At 61.5% G+C, this 21,791-nt stretch carries 18 protein-coding genes; 13 read left to right on the top strand and 5 right to left on the bottom strand.

Annotated elements, in window-relative coordinates; translation table 11 throughout:
- Nucleotides 1–243 precede the first annotated feature (243 nt).
- Nucleotides 244–1,311, top strand: a complete 1,068-nt coding sequence (locus SMC1_RS09350; protein ID WP_207799398.1) for a DUF3644 domain-containing protein — start codon at nt 244–246, stop codon at nt 1,309–1,311.
- A 118-nt stretch (nt 1,312–1,429) separates the two neighbouring features.
- Here the strand turns inward: SMC1_RS09350 and SMC1_RS09345 are convergent, their stop codons facing one another.
- From SMC1_RS09345 to SMC1_RS09330, 4 genes are all read right to left on the bottom strand, one after another.
- Nucleotides 1,430–1,759: a nucleoside 2-deoxyribosyltransferase gene (locus tag SMC1_RS09345; RefSeq protein WP_165849417.1), complete on the bottom strand. Its 330-nt coding sequence runs from the start codon at nt 1,757–1,759 to the stop codon at nt 1,430–1,432.
- Nucleotides 1,760–1,823: 64 nt separating this feature from the next.
- Complete coding sequence (locus SMC1_RS09340) at nt 1,824–2,576, bottom strand: hypothetical protein (protein ID WP_119086504.1); 753 nt, start codon at nt 2,574–2,576, stop codon at nt 1,824–1,826.
- Nucleotides 2,554–4,740, bottom strand: a complete 2,187-nt coding sequence (locus tag SMC1_RS09335) for a B12-binding domain-containing radical SAM protein (protein ID WP_119086503.1) — start codon at nt 4,738–4,740, stop codon at nt 2,554–2,556. The genes SMC1_RS09340 and SMC1_RS09335 overlap by 23 nt, the downstream gene beginning before the upstream one ends.
- A gap of 105 nt (nt 4,741–4,845) precedes the next feature.
- On the bottom strand, nt 4,846–6,093 hold the full coding sequence (locus tag SMC1_RS09330) for a site-specific integrase (protein ID WP_165849416.1): 1,248 nt from the start codon (nt 6,091–6,093) through the stop codon (nt 4,846–4,848).
- Between the two features lie 439 nt (nt 6,094–6,532).
- Between SMC1_RS09330 and SMC1_RS09325 the strand changes: the two genes are divergently transcribed.
- Complete coding sequence (locus tag SMC1_RS09325; protein WP_119086501.1) at nt 6,533–6,712, top strand: hypothetical protein; 180 nt, start codon at nt 6,533–6,535, stop codon at nt 6,710–6,712.
- 330 nt (nt 6,713–7,042) lie between these two features.
- Here the strand turns inward: SMC1_RS09325 and SMC1_RS09320 are convergent, their stop codons facing one another.
- Nucleotides 7,043–8,137: an IS110 family transposase gene (locus SMC1_RS09320; protein WP_165849415.1), complete on the bottom strand. Its 1,095-nt coding sequence runs from the start codon at nt 8,135–8,137 to the stop codon at nt 7,043–7,045.
- Between the two features lie 120 nt (nt 8,138–8,257).
- Between SMC1_RS09320 and SMC1_RS09315 the strand changes: the two genes are divergently transcribed.
- The 11 genes from SMC1_RS09315 to SMC1_RS09265 all read left to right on the top strand — a co-directional run bounded on the left by SMC1_RS09315 (nt 8,258) and on the right by SMC1_RS09265 (nt 21,756).
- Nucleotides 8,258–8,770: a hypothetical protein gene (locus tag SMC1_RS09315; protein ID WP_119086499.1), complete on the top strand. Its 513-nt coding sequence runs from the start codon at nt 8,258–8,260 to the stop codon at nt 8,768–8,770.
- 110 nt (nt 8,771–8,880) lie between these two features.
- Nucleotides 8,881–9,543, top strand: coding sequence for a hypothetical protein (locus SMC1_RS09310; protein WP_119086498.1), 663 nt, complete (start codon nt 8,881–8,883; stop codon nt 9,541–9,543).
- 89 nt (nt 9,544–9,632) lie between these two features.
- Complete coding sequence (locus SMC1_RS09305; RefSeq protein ID WP_119086497.1) at nt 9,633–10,403, top strand: hypothetical protein; 771 nt, start codon at nt 9,633–9,635, stop codon at nt 10,401–10,403.
- Nucleotides 10,404–10,642: 239 nt separating this feature from the next.
- Entirely contained in the window at nt 10,643–14,107 is a 3,465-nt protein-coding gene (locus SMC1_RS09300; RefSeq protein WP_119086496.1) for a type ISP restriction/modification enzyme, read from the top strand.
- Between the two features lie 226 nt (nt 14,108–14,333).
- Nucleotides 14,334–15,065, top strand: coding sequence for an SEC-C domain-containing protein (locus SMC1_RS09295; RefSeq protein ID WP_207799397.1), 732 nt, complete (start codon nt 14,334–14,336; stop codon nt 15,063–15,065).
- Between the two features lie 258 nt (nt 15,066–15,323).
- On the top strand, nt 15,324–15,767 hold the full coding sequence (locus SMC1_RS09290) for a hypothetical protein (RefSeq protein ID WP_119086494.1): 444 nt from the start codon (nt 15,324–15,326) through the stop codon (nt 15,765–15,767).
- A 935-nt stretch (nt 15,768–16,702) separates the two neighbouring features.
- Nucleotides 16,703–18,376 (top strand): ABC transporter substrate-binding protein, encoded by a 1,674-nt coding sequence (locus SMC1_RS09285; RefSeq protein WP_165849414.1) that lies wholly within the window; start codon nt 16,703–16,705, stop codon nt 18,374–18,376.
- A 44-nt stretch (nt 18,377–18,420) separates the two neighbouring features.
- A complete protein-coding gene (locus tag SMC1_RS09280) occupies nt 18,421–19,434 on the top strand; it encodes an ABC transporter permease (RefSeq protein ID WP_119086492.1) in 1,014 nt (337 codons plus the stop codon).
- Nucleotides 19,435–19,464: 30 nt separating this feature from the next.
- A complete protein-coding gene (locus SMC1_RS09275) occupies nt 19,465–20,355 on the top strand; it encodes an ABC transporter permease (protein ID WP_207799396.1) in 891 nt (296 codons plus the stop codon).
- Nucleotides 20,339–20,626 carry a hypothetical protein gene (locus tag SMC1_RS09270; RefSeq protein WP_119086491.1) on the top strand — a complete coding sequence of 96 codons (288 nt, stop codon included), beginning with the start codon at nt 20,339–20,341 and terminating at the stop codon, nt 20,624–20,626. Before SMC1_RS09275 ends, SMC1_RS09270 begins: the two co-directional genes overlap by 17 nt.
- A 41-nt stretch (nt 20,627–20,667) precedes the next feature.
- A complete protein-coding gene (locus SMC1_RS09265; protein WP_413814612.1) occupies nt 20,668–21,756 on the top strand; it encodes an ABC transporter ATP-binding protein in 1,089 nt (362 codons plus the stop codon).
- Nucleotides 21,757–21,791 lie beyond the last annotated feature (35 nt).

The following is a 21,791-nucleotide window of genomic DNA, read 5'->3' as shown; positions in this document are numbered from 1 at the left end:
ATCGACGGAGGCCACATCTTCGGTCCTGGGGGCTACACCCATTGTTGGGTTGACGACGGGCACATCTTCGGCGCAACCGAGAACCTCCCGTGGCCGGCGTAGTCGATTTCGCATGTCAGGGTCCTGGTCGCTCGTTCGAGCCGCACATGTTGTCGTTGGCCGGCTGAACGGAGGACTTGCGGACGCAAGTAGATGTTGGGGGGTGCGGCTGCTGTGAGGGTCAAACGCAACGTGAGGCTGTACTTGGAGCGAGCTATCAGCTCTGCTCGCCTTGCGATCGAGCACTTCAACCGGCCGTATGAGGAAGGAAGGCGGGAAGCAGTCCTACATTTCGCTCTTCATGCGCACGAAATGCTGATGAAAGCCGTCCTTCTGCAACGTGGCAAGTCGATACAGCGTCGTCGCGAGTCGAAAAGCATCAGTGTTGCCACGGCTTTGCGGATGCTGGGGAATCAGGGCGAGAAGGTTCTTACGGAGTCCGAAACGCTCTCGTTGACGGCCGTGTCGAACGTTCGCGACGCTGCGCAACACTCAGTGGTGATGCTCTCCGAGCAGACGCTGTATCTGCAAACCCAAACGGCGGTGACGGTGTTCGACAAGGTGTTGAAACAGGAGTTCGACGTGAGCCTTGCCGACTTCCTGCCGAGTCGTGTGCTGCCGGTTTCGACCGATCCTCCGACATCGCTTGAGTTGCTCATCGATACGGAGGTGTCCCAAGTCAAGGCCCTGTTGGAGCCTGGGCGGCGCAAGACCGCAGAGGCGAAGGCGCGACTCCGCCCGCTGCTTGCCATTGATCTCGCAGCGGCGGGGGAAGAGCGCACCGCAACCCCGCTTGAAGTCGACCGGGCGACGAATCGACTGAAGCAAGGTCGCCCCTGGCGCGAGGTAATGCCGAACCTCGCGTCGTTGACGTTGGACGCAAGCGGCACCGGCCAGACCTACAACGTGCGCCTTGCCAAGGCGAAGGACGCGCCGCCAGTGAAGTTCGCGGAGACAGAGGATGAAGCTGAAAGCGCCGCAATCATCCGCGAAGTCGATAACGAGCAGCGCTACCCGTTTGCTCTAACAGACCTCGCCCGACTGGCTAGTCTTACGGCACCTCAGGCGACTGCGTTTGTGTGGAAGCTCGGCCTGAAATCGGACGAGAAGTGCTGTCACACTTTCCAGCACGGGAAGTCACGATTCCCGAGGTACAGCCACGAGGCACTGAGCCGTATGCGAGAAGCGGCGGCCAAGTTCAGCCCAGTGGAGGTCTGGCGCCAATACAGGCGGCAGAGACAACAGGATCCCGGCCACGAGGGCCAGCTCTAGCTTCATCGCCCAAGCGTGCCGATCTGGTTTGTGGGAGAGGAGTGGCCACTTCGCTCTGCATGTCGACTGTCGATGACGCTTCTGTCCTTCCCTTGGTCGAGAAGAGGGCACTTTCTCGTCAAGGGAAGTTGTCCCGCCTCAGAGCTCTCGCCAGCTGCCGCGACAGGTCGCCAACACTGCTATAGAAGAGAATGTCGGGGGCGATTCCACGAAGGAATGGCGATATCTCATCTTTGGCGGTCTCTTTCGCAATCAAGACAATCTGTTTCCCGAGGCCGAAGGCATATCCGATTTCGACGCCCACGCCTATGCTGTACTCACTGATGTCGGCAACCAGGACATCGCAGGCCTTGATTCCGTCGAAGGCCGTCTCGGCGATGATCTCTGGAAGAAGTCGACCTTCAGGCTCTATGCACTTTGCATCGGGAACTGCGGTCCTGATAGCCACCCGCATGTCCTCGTAGCCTGATGCCGCATTGGTCACAGCATGAGCGAGGTAGATACAGCGCACGCTAATTCCGTCTTGACTCTACGTATGAGGCTCCGTAGACATACACGTCGGCAGCCAGCTGAAGGTCATCATGCGCAACAGCTGCAACATTTGCGCCGGTGAGTGACCTGATGGCCGTGCCGCTCTTGTCTTCGAAGGGGTAGTGTGAGTAGTCGCGAGCGGACTCGACGGCCAAGATCGCCCTACTCCACGGGCCTATTCCTGGCACATCGGCTTCAAGCAAATCAGTCAGGTTGGAGACTTGGAAGCCCTTAAGGCGGCCGAGACTCTTTACTAGCCTCTCGGCGCGGAAGCCGAGGCCGATGTCACGGAAGTCAGTTGAGCCTAGCCGCTGAACACGTTCCGGCGGAGGGAAACCAACGACATCTCCCTTCCTGTAGCCGAACCCTTCCACGAAATCGGAGAACATCCGTCGCGCCTGACGGGCTGTGACTATCTGTCGCATGAAAACCTTGGTGAGCGCTTCCGCAGCGCACATCGAGAAAGTCGGAACAACGAGCATTTCGCGCACGTAGTCTCGGAAGTCCTCGTTGATGCCTGTCTGTTGGCGCAGCCACTTCGTCAGGTGCTCCCTGTCAGGCATCCGTTGGTGCCAATCCAGATTCTTCGAGTCAAAAGAGGGACTCCTGCGCCGGCTATCCAGTCTGATCAGGTGCCATTTCCCATCCACGTAGAGGTATCTCTGGTATGACCGGTTCTTCAAGACAAAGGGGGTGCACCATGTCTTGGGTTCAGGAAACAGCCGAACTGCCATAGACCCCCTCCTCCTCAACCGCGACATACGATTCGAAATTCTCTTTCAGGCTAGTCACGGGTTGTCCAGCATTGAACGTGTGGTAGGCAAAGCGAACGAGCATTCTGAGTTCGTCCGGAGTGAAGTCCTCATTCAATGAGACCTCAGGCTTCGCCGAGTACTTCCTCAGGTGCCGGCCCTCGAACGACGGGTCGAGAACGTCGGCCTCGTCCACGATGGCTCCCTGGAAAACGGTCTTCTTGGTGATCTCGGCGATCTCGGTCCCCGGGAACGGCATGACGGGGAAGAAGGCGACGTCCTTGAGGCCTGCGTGCTTGAGATTCACGGAGTAGTTGATCGTCTCCGCGATTTCAGCGTAGGTCTCCTCAGGAAAGCCCAGCATGAAGAAGGCCTTGCACAGCATCCCGTTGTCGCAGATGTCCTGGACAACCTGAGCCGTTGCCGTCAAGTCCAGGTTCTTGCGAATGTACTTCTGCAGTCGCTGCGAGCCCGACTCAATGCCCAGGTCGATCTCGAAGCACCCATGCAACGCCATCAAGCTGATGAGTTCCGAGTCGAGCTGATCAGCTCTCGCTTGGCATTTCCAGCGAAGAGAGGCATTCGCGGAGTCCAGCGCCGACAGGAAGCTGCGAATGATGGTCCCTTTCTGGTGCGAGAAGTTGTCATCCACGATCTGGAACTCGTCAGCCGCGTAGTGTTGCTGGCACAGCTGTATCTGCTTGACGAACAAATCCATGGGAATTGCACGCACACCGCCCTCCCAGCACTTTGGCACCGAGCAGAAGATACAGTTGCGGTCGCAGCCTCTTGTGGCATGCAGGTAGATTCTTCTCCGCTTTCTGAAGTAGCGCCCTTCCAGTGGGAGAAGACGGAAATCGGGGAGAGGGATGTGGTCCAAGCTCAGCCTTTGACGAGTTGGGCCGCAGATCAGTCTCCCATTTCTCATCGAGGCAACACCCGAAAGGCCTTTGATGTCCTGGTTGCTGAAAATGCGCTCCACGAGCTCCAAGAAGGTCTGCTCCCCCTCACCCACCACGGCATACTCGACATCGCCTTGGGCAAGCGTGTGTTCCGGAGCCAAAGTCGCATGAGGACCGCCGCAGACCACAACCAAGTGTGGGTCCACTCGCTTCAGATAGTGAGCGATTCTGTGCACGATGTGGACGTTCGGGGACGAGCAGTTGAAGCCGATGATTCTTGACACTCTCGTCGGGTCCTGGAAGATTCTGTCTACTGTGGAAAGGGCCCCAAGGTTCTCTGCGTAGGCGTCGAGAATAGACACTGAATGACTCTCTTCGTTGCAGTACGACGCGATGCAGACGAGGCCAAGCGGCATGTTAGGGTCTCGCTCCAGGTAATCGTCTCTTGGGTGCGGCATCAACGACGATGGCGTATTGACCAAGAGGACTGCATCGGTGCGAGTCGGCCGGGAAGACCTGAGCTTCAGATGCCTGACCAGGGCGTACGCGTCGAGGAGTAGGTCCGCCCAGGATGCCACGTCTTCCGGCCGCTGATAGCAGCGGTAGATGGGAAGAAGCTCTTCGTATCCTGGGTAGGCCTGTTGAAAGTACTGGGCAGCGTCGAGCTTCCCGACCCGCGGTTCATTCTCTAGGATTAAGAAGGCTCGGACTGCGTCGAACACGGCTTGGCACACTTGGCGGATCTGTGCTGCATCCCATGAGACAAGCGACAAGGCCTCGACTATGCGCTCCTGCTGCGAGGTGATTCTTGCCTTGCATGCCTCTGCCAGTTGCTGGCCATCGAACTTCGCCTCAGCGAAGGGGTTCCTTCCATAGAGGTCGCGGAGGAATCGATGCAGAAGAAACCGGTTCACCAGGGGTATTCCTCTCCCGGAATCGGCACCGTCCAACTGGGCGACTTCATATAGGCGGGTGTCGAGGGAGACTCGGTATTTCTGCATAAGGCCTTGAATCATCCGCTCGACGTAGTGCAGATGAGCATCTGACAGCGCCTCGAACACCAGCATCACGTCGATGTCTGCAGCTTCACCCCGAGAGAACTCGTCTTGAGGCGTGGTGGTGCCGAGATACACGAGGCTATCCGCGAAGGTGTTTTGCAACCTGAGCCGAAACTCGCGCAGGATGCCGTCCACTGACTCAAGGGGCCCAGAGTAGCGATTGTCCAGCGGCCGCCGGTCTTCCAACTGTTGTCCCCCTCAGAATAGACAGCAGAAGATTACCATTCGAGTCCACACGAAACATCGTGGCCGCTGCAGGGAATCGGCTATGAGCGAGAGAGCGTCGGGTCTTCACGCGGTGTCGCACGAGAAGACCAGTTCCGCGATCCGCGCCGCCGCTTCCTCCTGCATCGCCGGGATCGCATGCGAGTAGGTGTCGAGCGTGATCGAGATCGTCGCGTGTCCGAGGCGCTCGGAGACCACCTTCGGGTGAATGCCGGCACGCAGCGCCAACGTCGCGTGGGTGTGGCGCAGGTCGTGCAACCGGATGGTCGGTAGCGCCACGCGTCTCACCGCCTGGCGGAAGAAGCGACTGGCGACCTCCGGGTGCCAGGCCTCGCCGTCCTCCTTGGTGAACACCAGCCCCGTGTCGCGCCACTCGTTGCCCTTGCGCTGCTGGTCTGAAAGCTGTCGCGCCGCCTGCTCGCGCAGCACAAGTATCGTCTCGGGGTCGAGCGCGATCGAGCGCCGTCCGCGCGCCGTCTTCGGTTCGGAGACGACCACGACCTTGCCGTTGGGGATCAGCGCGCGACGCACCGAGATCCTGCCTGCCTCCAGATCGACGTCCTCCCAGGGCAGCCCCAGCGCCTCGCCCCTGCGCATGCCGGTCATCGCCAGCAGATGCCAGAGACCGCCAAGACGGTCCGAGCGCGTCGCGGTCAGAAAGGCAGCCAGCTGCCTGGCATCCCAGGTCTTCATCTCATGGCCACCGCCAGCGACCCGCGGCGGGTCGGCGGCGTCGGCGGGGTTGCGGGTGGTCCGCTCCCAGCGCACCGCATCCTTGAGGGCGCGGTGCAGGGTGGCGTGCGTGTGGCGGATGGAGAGTGCCGAGAGGCCAGTCTTAGCGTCACGCTTGCCGGAGACAGCCAGCTTGGCGTAGAGGGCGTTGATCGCCGACCCGGAGAGCTTCTGCATCTGCACCGAGCCGATGTGCGGGCAGATGTGGCACTCGACGTGCTGTTTGTAGCTGCGAAAGGTCGAGGCGCGGATCGTCGACTCGATCGCCGGCAGCCACTCGTTGGTCAGGTAGTTGCGCAGGCTCAGGTGGGTGGGGGCGACGTAAGTGTGCTCCTCGACGGCGACCAGCGTCTTGTTCATCGCCACCTGCGCTTCCTTGCGCGTGGCAAAGCCGGCCTTGGTCTGGCGGCGGCGCTCCTCGGTCTCAGTCAATCTGCCGCCACACTTCGGACACTCACCCTTGGGGCGGCGCTCGACCCAGAAGCGGCGATGACAGGCCGAGCAGCGCTGGGCGGGGTGGGGGCCGATGTCGATGATGTACTCCCACGAGCCCTTGCTGCGCTTGCGGATGTGACCCTGCATGGGGCGCTCCCTTCGTGCGTGTGACTGTGGGAACACCATCGCTCTGGTGAAGACCTCCAGCAACGAGACCAGGCGCACCGAAAGCACGGGGGAGAGGGCGGCGAGCCACCTTTGTGGTGCGCGGCTGGTCGGCTTCGCGTCGGCGGCACCGCGCTGAGCAGCACGATCGTGGGCCTCAGTGGATCGGGTGACCTCCAGCACTTCGGCCGCAGGGGGTGGCTGGGCGGGCTCTTGACCTCATCACGCGCGTGCTCAACAGGGGGCGCCACGGCGTAGGAAGCCCGACGGACGGGCTCTGACCTGGCGTACACAGACTGCATATCCCACGCGTCCACGAGGACCGGAGACCTCTTACGTGGAGAAGCGTAGGGTGTGCTCGACGTCTTACACAGTTTGCATACTCATTGTTAGGCACAGCAGAAGTCGACCAGGGGGGGTCATGGAGGTGAAGGCGAAGCTGAAGAGGGCTTTGAGATCCATCGAAGACGCTCGAGATACTCTCAAGCGAGCTGAGCGCAAGGGCGGGGACGCCGTGAGGGAGATCAGGGACGCAGTCCGGGAGCTCGACGATGCCGAAGCGAATGTCCGCAGAGCGATTCGCGAGCTCCCCGAAGAGTAGGCGGCGTGCCTAACAAGCGTTTCGAGCAGACGCCCAGCAGCGCTGCGATTTCCTTCATAGCCAGCCGGCGCTGCTCAAACGCCTCACGTTGATATGAGATGGCCGGTCAACCCCCGCGTCCTTTAGGGCGGTCGCGCAGGACAGGTCGGTGCAAGCGGGCGGGCACATGGGATCGGCGCTCGACCATGCTGATATCCGCGGATTTCAAAACCGCACATCTCGATCGGACCGGAGCCTGCCTCCCACTAGGTGCGCGCTTGCTCTAACGTCGCATAACGTCGACGAGGATCTCTCCGGTGTGTGGCGCCCGCCCGCCTGCATGGCGTGTCTCTACGCCCCGATGTCTTGAGTCATCGCACCCCAGACGAAGCCGGCAAGCTCCCGCGCTACGGCGACGACCGCCTTGTTGGGGCCCTTCCTGGCGGCGAGCTTGCGGTAGGTGGCATGCAGACGACACTGCGCCGCCCAGGAGTACGCCGCCACCTCGGGCGGCTGGCCCTCGAGGCGCTTGGCGTGGGCGCCACGCACCGCCGGCGCGTAGCGGTAGGCCCAGGCGGCCTCGACCAAGACCCGGCGCACATGCCGGTTGCCGGTCTTGGTGATCGAACCGTGCCGGATCGTCGCTCCGCTCGAGTGCTCGGACGGTGTGAGCCCGGTGAACGCCATGTAGAAGCCCGCCGAGCCAAAGCGGCGGAAGTCGCCCGTCTCGGTGAGCAGCGTCACCGCCGTGAGCGTGTCGATCCCGCGAAAGGCGCGCAGGCGCGCCACGCCACCCGCGAGCGGGTCGAGTGTGGCGAGCTCGGCGATCTGCCTGTCGACGGCGCAAAGCTGCGAGTCGCGCACGAAGTAGGCGCCGAGCAGGTGCTCGAAGGCCGCCTGCGACGCCGGTTCGTCGAAGCGCAGGGCGCGCATCCACACCTCGAACCTCCAGCTCCATCTGGCGCCGGGTGCCGGGTAGCGGCGGCCGTAGCGCAAGAGGAAGCTGCGGATCCTCTGCCGGGCGATCCGGCGGTCCGATTTCAGCTCCTCGCGCGTGCGGACGAGGTCGCGCACCGCTTCCTCGGCCGGCGTCGGGACGCGAACGCAGGTCAGCTCGCCCGCTCGGTGAAGATGTGCCAGGTTGCGCGCGTCGGAGCGGTCGGTCTTGACGCGCACGCCGGCGCGCCTGGGGATCAGCGAGGGCGCGATCACGTCACAGGCGATCCCCAGCGAGGCGATCAGCCGCTGGGTGTCATAGCCGGTCGGCCCGGCTTCGTAGCAGGTCCTGAGCAGCGACGGATCGGGGTGGCCGGAAAGCAGCTTGCGCACCGCCTCGGGGGTGTTGGGGATCACGCGTTCGTCGCATGTCGTCGTGCCCGATCGCAGCACGGCCACGGCGATCGTGTCCTTGTGCACGTCCAGTCCGATGTGCGTAAACTCGTACATGGCCGGTCCTTTCCGTGTGTCGGCACCGCGGGCCGATTCCCGCGGATGATCCACGCTATACGCGGATCGGACCGGCCATCTCATAGTGACTAGGCCAACCACGAATCGCCAAGGCGGACGATGGGACAGGGACTTGCGAGGGAAACGCCTGACGCGAAGTCTGTCTTCGCTGCTGCCACCGGTTTCGACGAATCCGCCGCTCTTCTGCACCAGGCAAACAATCGCGTCCTCTCTGGGCCGCAGCGCTACGTCACGACCCCTTACCTGTGGCCGGGCGTCGTGTGTGACGCCCTTGCCGTCGAGCTGTACATGAAGTGTCTCGCGGTCCTTGAACGAGGAGATTGTCTGCGAACCCACAGTCTTCGCATTCTCTTCGCCGACCTGTCGCCGGATAGCCAGGCTGAGATCGCCCAGACGTTCGAGAGGCTGATTGCGGCCAATCCGCTCGCGCAAGCTATGAAGGCGCAGGTTCCAAAGGTCTCATTCGCGATCCACGATGTGCTCCGTGAGATGGACCTCGTCTTCGAGCAGGCACGGTATGTCTACGAGAACCAGTTGAGGGGTGCCTATGGTCTTGGCGAGTTGGCTCAAGCAGTCCGCAAGCGCATCCTCGAATTGGGAGGGGCGGCCTAACAAGCGCATCGGGCAGATTGGCCGCGAAGCTATGATGTCGGTGAGAGCGCAGCGAGCCAACTGCTCATGCGCATCGCGTTATGCGTACAGGCTGGGACGGAGGGACGCTGATGGATAGTGACCAGTACGAGGAACTGTGCCGCCTCTTCATCGCCGAGAAGGTCGGGCTCAGTGTTGACGATGTGAAATCGGTGACGATTCCAAACGCCCAGAGATCGAATCTTCCGACGTACGCGCATCAGATCGACCTCTACTGGGAGACGGGCGACGAGATCGCCCAGTACTTGAACATCGCGAACGCCAAGTGGAGGGCTTCAGATAAAGTGGATCAGCCCGACGTCATGCTCCTTGCGAAGGTCCGCGAAAAGGTAGCTGCCCACAAAGCGTTCATGATTTCGAGCGTAGGGTTCACGTCCGGTGCTGTGGCCACGGCCCAAGATGAAGGCATCGCACTTCACGTCGTGAGACCCGCAATCGATACGTCCTCCCTCCCGCGAGGCGATAGAGGCGCTATTCGCGAGGCGCTTCGGCAAGTTGAGAGTTCCGGTTCGAGACCTCTCTACAGCCACACAGTAGAGTGTCGTGGGATGGACTTCGCTGAGTCACCAGCACCGACGCCCAGTCGCCAACCGCGCCCAATGGTCGCGCCTCCACGAACTGAGACCAGAGTCGCGCCTACACGAACCACCCGGGTTGCGGGCGGGGCTGAGACGCGAGGCGGCCCGAGTCCGCGCACCACGGGGCCCGGCGGAAGCACTGAGCGCAGAGGCTAAGGCTCGATCGTGGCACAGAACAGGCGCGTCGAGCAGACTCGCTTCGCTCGCAGCTCACGCGCCGGACGTTGGGCGCCGGGGGTGGCAGGGTGAACGAGGTGCTGTTTCATTGCGGGTCTGAGCTGTTCGATGCCTTCGGCGTCTCCCTTGAGTCCGAGATCACGTACGCGGACTTCTGCAAGGAGCTGATCTGGCTCCATCGCGATGGAATACGGTTCACTCTCGACGCCTTGCTGATCACCGACCTCCGCCAGAGCGATGGCGACTGGGTCGAGGCGGGGGAACTGCGCTTCTACCCCTGGGACAACGTACAAGGCATCCGCAATGTCAAAGGAGCTACCATTCTGCAGGAATACGAATGTGACCAGATTCGGGAGTGGGTGTCGTCCTTGGCTCAGTCGAGTGTGACGTACCCGTACCTCGACGTCACCAGGGGGCACATCGCATTCGTCCTAGAGGGGGCGCCAAGGTCCGTCAGAAGCAAGGGTGGAAAGGCAAGACTTCGGGAGGAGGTCCTGAGACAGCGAGAGACAATCGAAGATGCCTTGGGGCGCCCCATGCAAGGCCCCGTGGAAATGATGATTGACGTCTTCTCAAGTGAGCCCGTGAGCTTGCCGGATGCCGACCGGTTCTCGAATTCCGTCATGGACGCCTTCCAGGGCCTGGCGTTCGTGGATGACAAACAGGTCAGGCACCTTCGGCCGAGAATCTTCGAGTCGTCATCGCCGTTCGAGAGGCTGGAATGCACGAGCGAGCCGATGCCGCACTTCGAGATCGAAGATATCCCACCAGGTTCGCTCTTCCCCCTAGCTACGGGCATGCGTGACTACTATGTGGTGCGCATACGGCCGCACAGCTAGGTCCGAGTGAGCGGGATGCCCGGCCTTCCGTGCTGGTTCCAGACTCGTGGTGCCCGACGCAATCTGCTGGTTCGCTGACTGGAGCCCCACCTGCTGCCTGGTTGCGTCGGCTGCTCGTCGGCAGCTTGAGCAAGGTTGCTGCACAGCGCGGTTTTGAGCGCGCCGACAGGACGTGGAGACCTGTGCCATCGTGTGCCCCTGGCAGAGGCGTCCCCCTATGTGACTAGAATAGGAAGGCCGTGGACGCCCTCGAAACCTACTTCGCCGAGCTGAGCGCCAACCGCACCGCCGGAGCGGTGCCGGAGACGTCGGGCTATGGCGCCCTGCAGAGCCTCCTCAACGAGGTCGGCCACAAGCTCAAGCCGCACGTGCGCTGCGTGATCAACCCGGCCAATCAGGGAGCGGGCATTCCCGACGGCGGGCTCTATGTCGCCAACCAGTTCGAAAAGCAAAGCGGCGCGCCACTACCTGGACAGCTCCCGGCGCGGGGAGCGATCGAGGTCAAGCCGGCAAGCGACTCGGCCGCCGCGGTGGCCGAGAGCGAGCAAGTGCGCAAGTACTTAGAGCACTACCGCCAGGTGCTGGTCACCACCTATCGAGAGTTCGTGCTCGTCGGCTACGACGCCGAGGGCGAGCGCACGGCGCTCGAGCGCTTCTCGCTCGCCGAGACCGAGGTGGGGTTCTGGGTGCTCGCTTCAACGCCGCGCAAGAGCGCGGCGGCCCACGGCGAGCGCCTCAGCGAGTTCCTCAAGCGCGCCCTTTTGCGCCAAAGCCAGATCGTCTCGCCGCAGGAGCTCGCCTGGTTCTTGGCTTCCTATGCCCGCGAGGCGCGCGCCCGCGCCGAAGAGCGCGACCTGCCCAACTGGAACAACACTCGCGTCGGGCTTGAAGAGGCGCTGGGCATGAGCTTCTCCGGTGAGAAGGGCGAGCACTTCTTCCGCTCGACCTTGGTGCAGACGCTCTTCTACGGCCTCTTCGCCGCTTGGGTCTTCTGGGCCGAGCATCACGAACTCACAGACGTGCGAGCGCGCTTCGACTGGCGCTCGGCCGCCCAGTACCTGCACATCCCCATCCTGCAGAAGCTCTTCTACGACTTCTCACAGCCGGGACCGCTCGGTGCCCTGCGCATCGACGAGGTGCTCGACTGGGCCGCCGAGGCGCTCAACCGCGTCGACCGTGCGAGCTTCTTCGCCACCTTCGAGCTAAACCACGCGGTGCAGTACTTCTACGAGCCCTTCCTCGAGGCGTTCGACCCGGAACTGCGCAAGGAGCTTGGAGTCTGGTACACGCCGCCGGAGATCGTCCAGTACATGGTCGCGCGCGTCGATCAGGTGCTGCGCAGCGAACTCGGCGTCGCCGACGGTCTGGCCGACCCCAGCGTGGTCGTGCTCGACCCCTGCTGCGGCACCGGCGCCTACCTGGTCGAAGTCCTCGGCAAGATCGCCGAGACACTGCGTGAGAAGGGCGACGATGCGCTCATCGCTCACGACCTCAAACAAGCGGCCATGAGCCGCATCTACGGCTTTGAGATCCTGCCCGCCCCGTTCGTGGTCAGCCACCTGCAGATCGGCATGCTGCTGCATCGCCTGGGCGCCCCCTTTACCGACGGGACAGACGAGCGCGCGAGTGTCTATCTCACCAACGCCCTCACCGGCTGGGACCCGCCCACCGCGCCCAAGCAGCACCTGCTCTTCACCGAGATGGAGGAGGAGCGCGACAAGGCCCAGGCGGTCAAGCAGCACGCGCCGATTCTGGTGATTCTGGGCAACCCGCCGTACAACGGGTTCGCGGGGGTGAGCACCGAGGAGGAGGGCGATCTACTGACCCCCTATAAAGCCGGGCTCCGCGATTGGGGAATCACCAAGAACTACCTTGATGACCTGTACGTCCGGTTCCTCCGGATTGCGGAACGTCGCATCGTCGATCATGCATCGAAGGGCGTCGTTTGCTTCATCTCGAACTTCTCCTACCTCGGACATCCCTCCTACGTTACAGTCCGTGAACGACTCCTGACCGGCTTCGACAAGCTCTGGTTCGATTGCCTGAATGGCGACAGTCGCGAGACGGGCAAACTGACGCCGACGGGCGAGCCAGATCCGAGTGTCTTCTCCACACAGAAGAACCGAGAGGGTATTCGCGTCGGTACGGCAATCGGACTCATGGTTCGCCACCGCAGCGAGAGCTCGATTGCCAAGCCACAGGTTCTCTTCCGTGAGTTCTGGGGAGCGACCAAGCGTCAACGGCTGCTCGACAGCCTCTCTTCCCAGCGCGAAGGCGATGCCTATCAGATGCTGGAGCCGATCCGAGAGCAGCGCTATTCGTTCCGACCTGCGACCGCGCACCCCGACTTTGGCAGCTGGCCTCGTCTTCCCGACATTGTCCGCGCCCCCGCATCCCTTGGCCTGAACGAGAACCGAGGCCAAGCACTTCTCGCCACCGACGGCGCGACCCTGGAAGATCGCTTCCGCCACTATTTCGATGAGTCAGTCTCTTTCGACGCATTGGCCGCACTACATCCTGGTCTGGCGACAGACGCGGCCTTCTTCGACGCCAAGGCCGTTCGAGCCCGTCTTCTGAAGGAGAGTTCGTTCGACGCTGAGGCCATCAAGCGTCTCTGGTTCAAGCCGTTCGACATGAGGTGGGGCTACGTTGAACGGAAGGCGGGACTGTGGAACCGAGTCCGCCCCGACCTCCTTGATGCCTTGCACAACGGCAACAGCTTCTTGATGGCGCGCTGCAAGGCACCGAAGACTCCTGATGGGGCGGTCTTCCTCTACGGCTCGCGCCTCTCCGATCAGCACGCGCTCCAGACCGATGTGTACTTCTTCCCAGAGTGGTTTGCATCGGAGGCCCCCAGAAGCGGTGACCAGACGGCACTCGATCTCGAGACACATGGAGGCGAGAGAGTCGCCAACTTGTCCCTGCCGTCGCTGGAGTACCTAGGCCAACTTGGTCTCGAGGTGTCCGAGTCAGGACAAGAGGCAGCCTCCCCCTTACTCACGCATGCACTCGCCATTGGCTACTCGGCTTCCTACGTGAAGGACAACTCGGGTGCCCTCCGCCAAGACTGGCCCCGCATTCCCCTTCCCGCCACCGCCGACGCCCTCCTCGCCTCCGCCGACCTCGGCCGTCGTGTCGCTGCCCTCCTCGATGTCGAGTCGCTCGTCGACGGCGTCAGCTCCGGTCAGATCCGCTTCGAACTGCGTCCCATCGGGTCCATCGCCAAGGCCGACGGCGGTCAGATCGATCCCGGCGCCGGCGACCTCGCCGTCACCGCCGGATGGGGACACGCGGGCCAGGGCGGCGTGACCATGCCCGGGCGCGGGCGGGTGGTCGAGCGCGCCTACACTGACGAGGAGCTCGCCGCCTTCCGCGAGGGGTTGGCGGGGCTTGGGCTCGCCCAGGAACAGCTCACGGCCTGTCTGGGCGGCACCTGCGTCGACGTCTTCCTCAACGAGCGTGCCTACTGGCGCTGCGTGCCCAAGCGTGTCTGGACCTACACGATCGGCGGCTATCAGGTGATGAAGAAGTGGCTCTCCTACCGCGAGCGCCCGCTGCTGGGGCGCGATCTCACCGTCGACGAGGCGCGCTACGTCACCGAGATGGCCCGCCGCATCGCCGCCATCCTGCTGCTGGAACCAGCGCTCGACGCAAACTACGAGCACGTCAAAGCGGACACGTACGCATGGCCGGGATCGACGTAGAGGCGAGCCATCGCATTCGCTTCAAGCTTGGGCCAGACGAGCGCTACGCCGCCCTATCTCGCACGTCCATCGACGAACTGGGATCGGGGTTTCGCGTTGAGTCGTCTCTTTCAGCCTCATGAAGCAGAGTGACGCGGAGCTGAGAGAACACCTGCGTGAGCAGGTTGGATTCATCCTCGCCTCCGTGGATGCGTTCCATAAGGGCCGTCAATCTGAGGCAAAACGCATGGCGGCCGCAATCCGACTGCTTGTGCATGACACCCGTCACAGCCGCTCGCTCCTCTCGCAGCTGGCCATCAAGAACAGGATTCTCTTCTACGACACCGCGAAGTCTGTTACCGATCCAAGGCTTGCGTCCGCGCTCAACCTCGCCGGATTCGTTCTCAGTATGGGCACCAGTGGCCCCCAGGCTTTCTGGACACCCGACTTGGACCCCGGTCCTAATGACAAGGACTGTTCGGTCAGGCCGTTCCATTCCTGGTGGACCCGGCCTGTGATCAAGGACAACCATGGCGTGTTCTTCTCTCGCAAGGCCATCGTCCTTGGCGTTGCGGATCAGGATGGGGGCGCACACGTCGACCAAGACCTGCGCGAGGCATACTGGCAGCTCACAAGAGGCAGCTCCATCGGCTGGCTCATGGACACCGGACACGGCCCCGAGGAAATGCCCGGTTTGGAACTTGCGTGCGTGCGACAGGTCGCTCACGAGCTGCTCGTGACGTTGGCGTGTCAGGCACCGCAGGCGTACCCGACATCGGAAGCGGCAGCCCTCTACGCATCGCACCTCATCGAGACTAAAGGCGGCTCGCTCGACATCGAGGTGAAAGGTGCGAGGCCGCCCCTCACTTCGTTGCCTCGAGAGCGACTGGACAATGAGGCCAATCTCGAGGGCGAGGCCCGCAACGCACCTTGTCCGTGCGGGAGCGGAGAGAAGTACAAGCATTGTCATGGACTTTGATCTGAACCGCCCCGGGCACTCTGGAGACTCCAACTCTGGAGAGGGGGGTCAGGTCACCAGGTCACCAGGTGGTCGCCCTGCGCCCAACGGAGCAGAGTCGCGGGGCTCAGCCGAATGCCCCATGCTCATGGATGTAGACCGACGCTTTGCGTGCGTGCATCACGATCGTCACAGAGTCCTCCCCCCAGAGGATTGACGTTGCCCCAGCTCTATCGGCGTCGTACTCTCGTGCGGGTGACTATCTCGAAGGGGGACCGAATGACCTCTCGCGCAGCGATCACGGCGGTCACGCTGCTGCTCCTCGCCTCGGCCGGTTGCGGCTCCTCGCACGGAACGTCGTCCGCATTGCCGACGCACCTCCCGCCGCAGCCGAGCCCCTCCGCATCGCCGTCCCAGGCAAGCGACAAGGTAGCCCTTGTCGCGGCCGTGAAGGCCTACTCGGCGGCCTTCCTCGGCGGCGACGCGAAGGACGCCTACAGCATGCTGTCGGCCCACTCCAAGAGTCTGACCCCCTTCGCTGAGTTTCGCTCTGGCGTTGAGGCTGCTCAGCAGATGTACGGCGACGCGAAGCTCTTGAACGTGAACGTTGACCAGATCGCGGGCGGCATGGCGCGCGTTACCTACAGCTACTCAGAACATGCCATCGATCAAACGGGTCAGCCGTGGGTCAAGGAGGACGGCCTCTGGCGCTACGATCAGTAGCGAATCGCGCCCTTCCCGCACGCGAGACCGCAGGTGGCTGAGTACGTCACAGCCCGCGCACGATTTGCTCAGAAAAGGCCCAGCAGCACTGCGACCAAGTAGAGGCACAATCTGGACGCCGAAGTCGGGCAGACGTCGGCAGGATGTCGGCTTCAGTCCCCGTCGCGACGAGAGGGGTCGCATGCGACTGTGTGAAGCCAAGATTCGCTCCGGCAGCCTCCGTTTGCGCTCGCAGTATCCATATCGTGCGGCGGCATCACGTCGGCGCGCTGGTCGAAGTGCGTGGAAACGGCCGCTTTTGCGTCATCGGACACGTCACGGGAACCTCCAGCACGTCCACCACAGAAGACCCGCTCGCGGACCACGACCTCTGGGCCAAAGGAGCTCCATGGACAACGAGCTGGTCGCCGCCGCAGCGACCTCATGAGGGGCTAGCATTGCTAGCCGAAAACCGTCCACGGAAGCGGGGCAAGTCCAAATCCAACTCCTGGGTAATGAGGCGCTCCACATTCTGACTGACAGCCGAGAGCCGCGGGCGCCACGAGCATTGTCGTTACGGTCCACCAGCGTACGGTCAGTAATGGCGAAGAGGCTGGCCCACCAGGAATTCAAGAGCTCGGCTCAACGCTTGACGCCCGGCAGTAAAAGTGCTTTTGTATCGGCATGCTACCGGTAACACAGCAGGCGGACGCGGAATTGGCGCGCTGCTGCCAGGGGGGAGCGGCTGGTGCTATTTCGCGTTGCGGGGCCGGCAATCCGTTTGACTTTGGAAGCAGCTGCCGAATCGATTCCTGTCCTGAGAAGTCAAGCGGGGCGCCTGTCGATGGCATTACTTCGGAGGGGTGATTCGGAGGCCTATTAGAGCGCAGTAGAGCATGGCTTTGTCGACGACGGACGATCTTGGATGCCTTGAGAAGGAATGGGGGTGGCGGGTAATGGCAAGTGAGGAGTTGACACCGGTAGCCGCGCTGATCAGGAGTCTTGGCGAAGAGCTCGAAACAGGCCGTCTGATCACGCGAAAGGCGTTCTTACAGCGGGCCGCAGGCCTCGGGATTGCACTTCCCCTTGCCTCGACTCTCTTTGCAGCTTGCGGCAGTTCGACCAAGACGAACTCCTCGGCAGCGGGCTCTGCCACCCAAACACTGGTCATCGCATCCGGAGCTGACGCATTGACGCTTGATCCAGGAGCCTCCTACGATGGGATATCGCCATGTCTTTGGATGGCGGCCTACGAGTCGCTTCTGCGATACGAAGGTACTAGCGCGAAGGTCATTCCCCAATTGGCCGACTTCGAGGTCTCCGAAGACGGCCTCACGTACACCTTCCGAATCCATCCGAACATCAAGTTCATAGACGGTGAGGTTTTGGACGCGGCCGCAGTCAAGCTCAACATCGAGCGGCAGATTGGTACGAAGATAGGTGTGTCTTATGCCCTTGGTAATCTGAAGAAGATAGAAACCCCGGACGACATGACGGTCGTCCTCAGCCTAAGTGATTCCTATGACGGGTTCTTGTCGGCGTTTGCGGGCGAAATCACCGTTATGATGATTTCCCCGAAGGCCATCACTGATCACAAAGGGAGTGATTGGGCCCAGAGCTGGCTTCGTCACAACATGGTCGGCAGTGGACCGTACATGCTGGAGTCCTACACCCAGGGGAGCAAGGCGGTCTTCACAAAGAACCCGACGTACTGGAGGGGCTGGAACGGGCAACACGCTGACAAGGTGGTTGTCATCTACACCCACAATGTGGAGACAGAACAGCTTCAGTTGGAGCAAGGCTCGGTAGACGCGGCGCTGTATCTGTCAGAAGACGGCATAAAGTCGCTCCTTAGCAAACCAGGCATAAGCGTCACAGACTCTCCCAGCTTTGACGAGTACTACCTGATGCTGAACTGCGACAAGGCTCCGACGGCCAATCCAGAAGTGCGAAGGGCCATCGCGTACGGATTTGACTATGGAACGTACGTCAACACCGTGCAGGGAGGCCTTGGCGCAGTGCAAGCGCGAGGCCCCATTCCGCCGGGGCTTGCGGGATACAACCCTAACGTTCAGCAATACAGCTACGATCCAAAGAAAGCGAAAGAGCTGCTAGCCGCGGCGGGGTACCCGAATGGTGGCTTGACGCTCAAGCTGGCCTACGAGGCGGAGTTCAAGTGGAAGGGGACCATGGCGACCCTCTTCCAGTCGAACATGCGTGACCTCGGCATCGACGTTTCGATTCATCAGGAGGCCAACCTCAACTGGCTTTCTGACCGCGCGAAAGCTGATGCAGCTTACCCCTGGTGGTTTTACCCGCTGCTTAACACTGCCGGTGACTACCTCTACTCTCAGTTTGCTAGCACGGCACAGGGGACAGCGGGCTCGAACGGTACTTATTACACGAATAAGACCTTTGACTCACTGCTCACGAAGGCCGCGGCCTGTCCCGTTCAGTCGACTCGGGACAAGTACTACGCGCAGGCCCAGGAGATCCTAGTCAGAGACTGCCCCGCCCTGTTTGTGATGTTTCGTAATCAACGCATCCCGCTTAGATCGAATGTGAAAGGGTTTGTATTCAACGGGATGTCCGAGGGGACTTTCAACTTCTACGATATGTACAAAGCCTGAGGAGGGTTAGAGGTTTCTTGTTGCTCAGGTAGGAGTCGTTTGGTATGGCGCGTTATATAGCGCGTCGCCTCGTCCTCATGGTCATCGTGTTGGCGGGCATGAGCGTCCTTACCTTCCTGCTGACTCATCTCGTCCCCGGGAACCCTGCGAAGCTGATGGCAGGGCTTCACGCCACGCAGGCGCAAGTTGACGTCTATACCCGGCGCTACGGACTCAACAAGCCCCTCCCGGTCCAGTATTGGCGCTACGTAACTGGGTTGACTCACGGCGACTTCGGAACCTCCCTGACGACTCAACGTCCCGTTGCGGAGGACCTGAAACAATTCGCGCCCGCCACAGCCGAGCTTGTCTTCGCGGCCATGGTGCTAACCGTGGTCATAGGCGTGCCACTTGGTGCCCTTTCGGGGCTGTTTCACCGTAGCTGGTTCGACCACTCGACTCGAGTGATATCTGTCGCCGGTGCTGCCATGCCTGCGTTTTGGCTGGGGATGATTCTGCAGGTAGTTTTCTTCGCGAAGCTAGGGGTGCTGCCGGTCGGAGGTCAACTGGATATCTTGAGCCAATCTCCCCCCACAATAACGGGGATGGTGGTGGTTGACTCCCTCCTGGCAGGTCAGTTCACGGTTTTCCGAGATGCTTTGCTACACCTGATACTGCCCGCCTTCACATTGGCTGCCGGCGGTATCGCAATCGTCACTCGAATGTCGCGGGGAGCGATGGAGGACACGTTGGAGACGGATTTCATCCGCATGGCCCGTGCCAAGGGGATGCCGGAGCTGCGTGTGGTTGGCCGCCACGCATTGCCGAACGCACTCACTTCGACTGTGACCGTCTTGGGGCTTCAAGTGGGAGCTCTCTTCGCAGGCACCTTCCTGGTGGAGTCCGTATTCACGTGGCCGGGCATCGGTCTCTATGCGGTCACCGGCATCAGGGACCAAGACTACGCCGCCATCATGGGCGTAACGTTGCTCATCGCGATTACCTACTGCCTCGCTAACCTGGTAGTAGATGTCATCTACGCACTGATGGATCCTCGTATCACCTATGCAGGGACGTGAGTTGCAGACCATTGCGGCCAGGAGTGGCTCATGGACCTGACGTCGGTGCGGCCGCCGGACCTTGCCATGATAGATACGCCGTATCGCCGACTTGCTTCCACTCTGGGTGGGCTGATCCGGAACCCTCTCAGTGCAATCGGCCTGTCACTGGTAGTGCTCTTTGTCGTGATCGCTGTATTCGCTCCGCAGGTCGCTCCGCAAGACCCAATTGCCCTCGACCCGGTTCATCGCCTGTTGCCTCCCGGCATTCATCACCTCTTTGGCACGGACGAGAACGGCAGAGACATACTCAGTCGTGTCATCGTGGGCACGCGACTGTCGCTACTGGGCGCTGCCGGGATATTGATGATTGGGGTGGTTATCGGTGTCCCCATCGGCCTGCTGGCAGGTTACGCTGGAAAATGGATAGACGAGATCCTCATGCGGGTCACGGATATCTTTCTGTCTTTTCCGTCGCTCGTATTCGCGATTGCCGTTGCAGCGACACTGGGCCCTAGTATCCGGAATGCCGTCATTGCAACTGGTGTTGTCTGGTGGCCATGGTATGCAAGGCTCATCCGAGGTGAGGTGCTCAAGCTCAAGCATCAGTCGTTCGTCGAAGGAGCAAAGATCCTTGGGGCTGGGTCCCTACGCATCATGTTCTTACACATACTGCGCAACTCCTTGACCCCGCTCATTGTGCAAGTCAGCCTTGATTTCGGATATGCAGTGCTCACCTTGGCGAGCCTCTCGTTCCTCGGTCTTGGCGCTCAACCTCCGACCCCCGAGTGGGGCGAGATGATTTCGGCCGGGCAGAGCTACTACCTGACGCAGTGGTGGTACGTAACCTTCCCGGGGCTGACGATCCTAGTTGCTGTGATGGCCTTCAACTTGCTCGGGGATGGCTTACGGGAGGTGTTGTCGCTTGGCCGCGCGAGATGAATTCGCGCTCGACGGCGAGTCAAGCGCCCTTTCCGACTTGCAGGCGCTGGTCACTGCTGTGGCTGACCCTGGTTCAAATACGCATCCGGAAAGTCAAGGTCTGGGCCATGACGACTTCCCTGGGGCACGCGAAGCCGAAGCCCTCTTCTTGTCGTTCATCGCGAAACCGCCCCCTGTAGGGCGGACTGGTAGTGCGCTTACCCAGGCAGAACGCCGGTTCCGCCTTCGGGCGGTGTCCATGGGAACGCGGACGCTGAGACAGACTCGCTGATGTCCGAGTCTGGACTTGAGCGGACCACGGAGACGCGGCTTCTGCCGGCTTCCAATCACCCTGGAGCTGGTGATGGCCTCCTGTCACCTCTTCTGTCAGTTGAGCGGCTTGAGGTCCAGTTCCGGGCCAAACACGGGGCCGTACGCGCAGTGAATGGGGTGACCTTTCAAGTGAGCAGCGGTGAAATGCTCGGCCTTGTCGGCGAGTCCGGTTCGGGAAAGAGCGTCACGAGCCTGGCAATCATGAGACTCTTTCCGCGAGATGGCTCCGTCATCAGCATGGGGCGCGTTTGGTTCGATGGCCAGGATATCCTCTCCATCCCGGAGCCTGCCATGCGCAGACTAAGGGGGCGGGATATGGCAATCGTATTCCAGAATCCCATGACGAGTCTGAACCCCACCATGCGAGTCGGTCTGCAGATTGCCGAGATACTCATGGTGCATGAGGGCCTCGGAAGGAGGCAGGCATTCGAGAGATCGGAGGCTCTTCTTCAGATGGTCGGCGTTCCCGCAGTCCACGAGAGCCTGGCGAAATACGCGCACGAGTTCAGCGGAGGGATGCAACAAAGAATAACCATCGCCATGGCCCTTGCTCTTCAACCCAGGCTGCTGATCGCTGATGAACCGACAACGGCCCTGGACGTGACAATCCAGGCGCAAGTGCTGGACTTGATCAGAGAGCGGGCCGCGGAAACAGGGATGGCCGTTGTTCTGATCACGCACAACCTGGGAGTCGCGGCAGGACTCACACAGCGAATAGCAGTGATGTATGCCGGTCTGCTTGTTGAAGTCGGCGAAACCAGATCCATCTTCGCATCGCCACGACATCCCTACACTGTCGGCCTTCTTGGCTCACTGCCACGCGCAGATTACCACCGCGTCAAGCTGACACCCATTCCTGGAATGCCTCCCGTACAAGTTGAGGAGCCCAAAGGCTGTCCCTTCGCCCCCAGATGTGCCCGGCAGATCAGCGTCTGTTCCACAGAGACTCCCGCACTTCGCTCCATGGGCCGACAAGTCGCGAAGCCCTCGCGAGCTGTTCCCAACACCTGCAGTCACCTTGTTGCGTGTCACAACCCCGTTCCTACTGAGGAGACACCGCTGATGCCTTTAGGCAGCCGACGTGACTAGACGGAAGAGCCGAGATTACTGCAGAGACCGGCGGA

It is taken from the genome of Candidatus Cryosericum septentrionale, from assembly GCF_003570995.1.
GTDB classification, from domain to species: Bacteria; Caldisericota; Caldisericia; order Cryosericales; family Cryosericaceae; genus Cryosericum; species Cryosericum septentrionale.
This window is presented reverse-complemented; position numbering and strand designations above follow the sequence as displayed.

Coding starts and splice junctions, on each gene's coding strand:
- SMC1_RS09295 (WP_207799397.1), top strand. CDS start 14,334: ATGGCGGCCGCAATCCGACTGCTTGTGCATGACACCCGTCACAGCCGC.
- SMC1_RS09280 (WP_119086492.1), top strand. CDS start 18,421: ATGGCGCGTTATATAGCGCGTCGCCTCGTCCTCATGGTCATCGTGTTG.
- SMC1_RS09285 (WP_165849414.1), top strand. CDS start 16,703: ATGGCAAGTGAGGAGTTGACACCGGTAGCCGCGCTGATCAGGAGTCTT.
- SMC1_RS09340 (WP_119086504.1), bottom strand. CDS start 2,576: ATGGCAGTTCGGCTGTTTCCTGAACCCAAGACATGGTGCACCCCCTTT.
- SMC1_RS09315 (WP_119086499.1), top strand. CDS start 8,258: ATGGGACAGGGACTTGCGAGGGAAACGCCTGACGCGAAGTCTGTCTTC.
- SMC1_RS09325 (WP_119086501.1), top strand. CDS start 6,533: ATGGAGGTGAAGGCGAAGCTGAAGAGGGCTTTGAGATCCATCGAAGAC.
- SMC1_RS09320 (WP_165849415.1), bottom strand. CDS start 8,137: ATGTACGAGTTTACGCACATCGGACTGGACGTGCACAAGGACACGATC.
- SMC1_RS09275 (WP_207799396.1), top strand. CDS start 19,465: ATGGACCTGACGTCGGTGCGGCCGCCGGACCTTGCCATGATAGATACG.
- SMC1_RS09310 (WP_119086498.1), top strand. CDS start 8,881: ATGGATAGTGACCAGTACGAGGAACTGTGCCGCCTCTTCATCGCCGAG.
- SMC1_RS09330 (WP_165849416.1), bottom strand. CDS start 6,093: ATGCAGGGTCACATCCGCAAGCGCAGCAAGGGCTCGTGGGAGTACATC.
- SMC1_RS09290 (WP_119086494.1), top strand. CDS start 15,324: ATGACCTCTCGCGCAGCGATCACGGCGGTCACGCTGCTGCTCCTCGCC.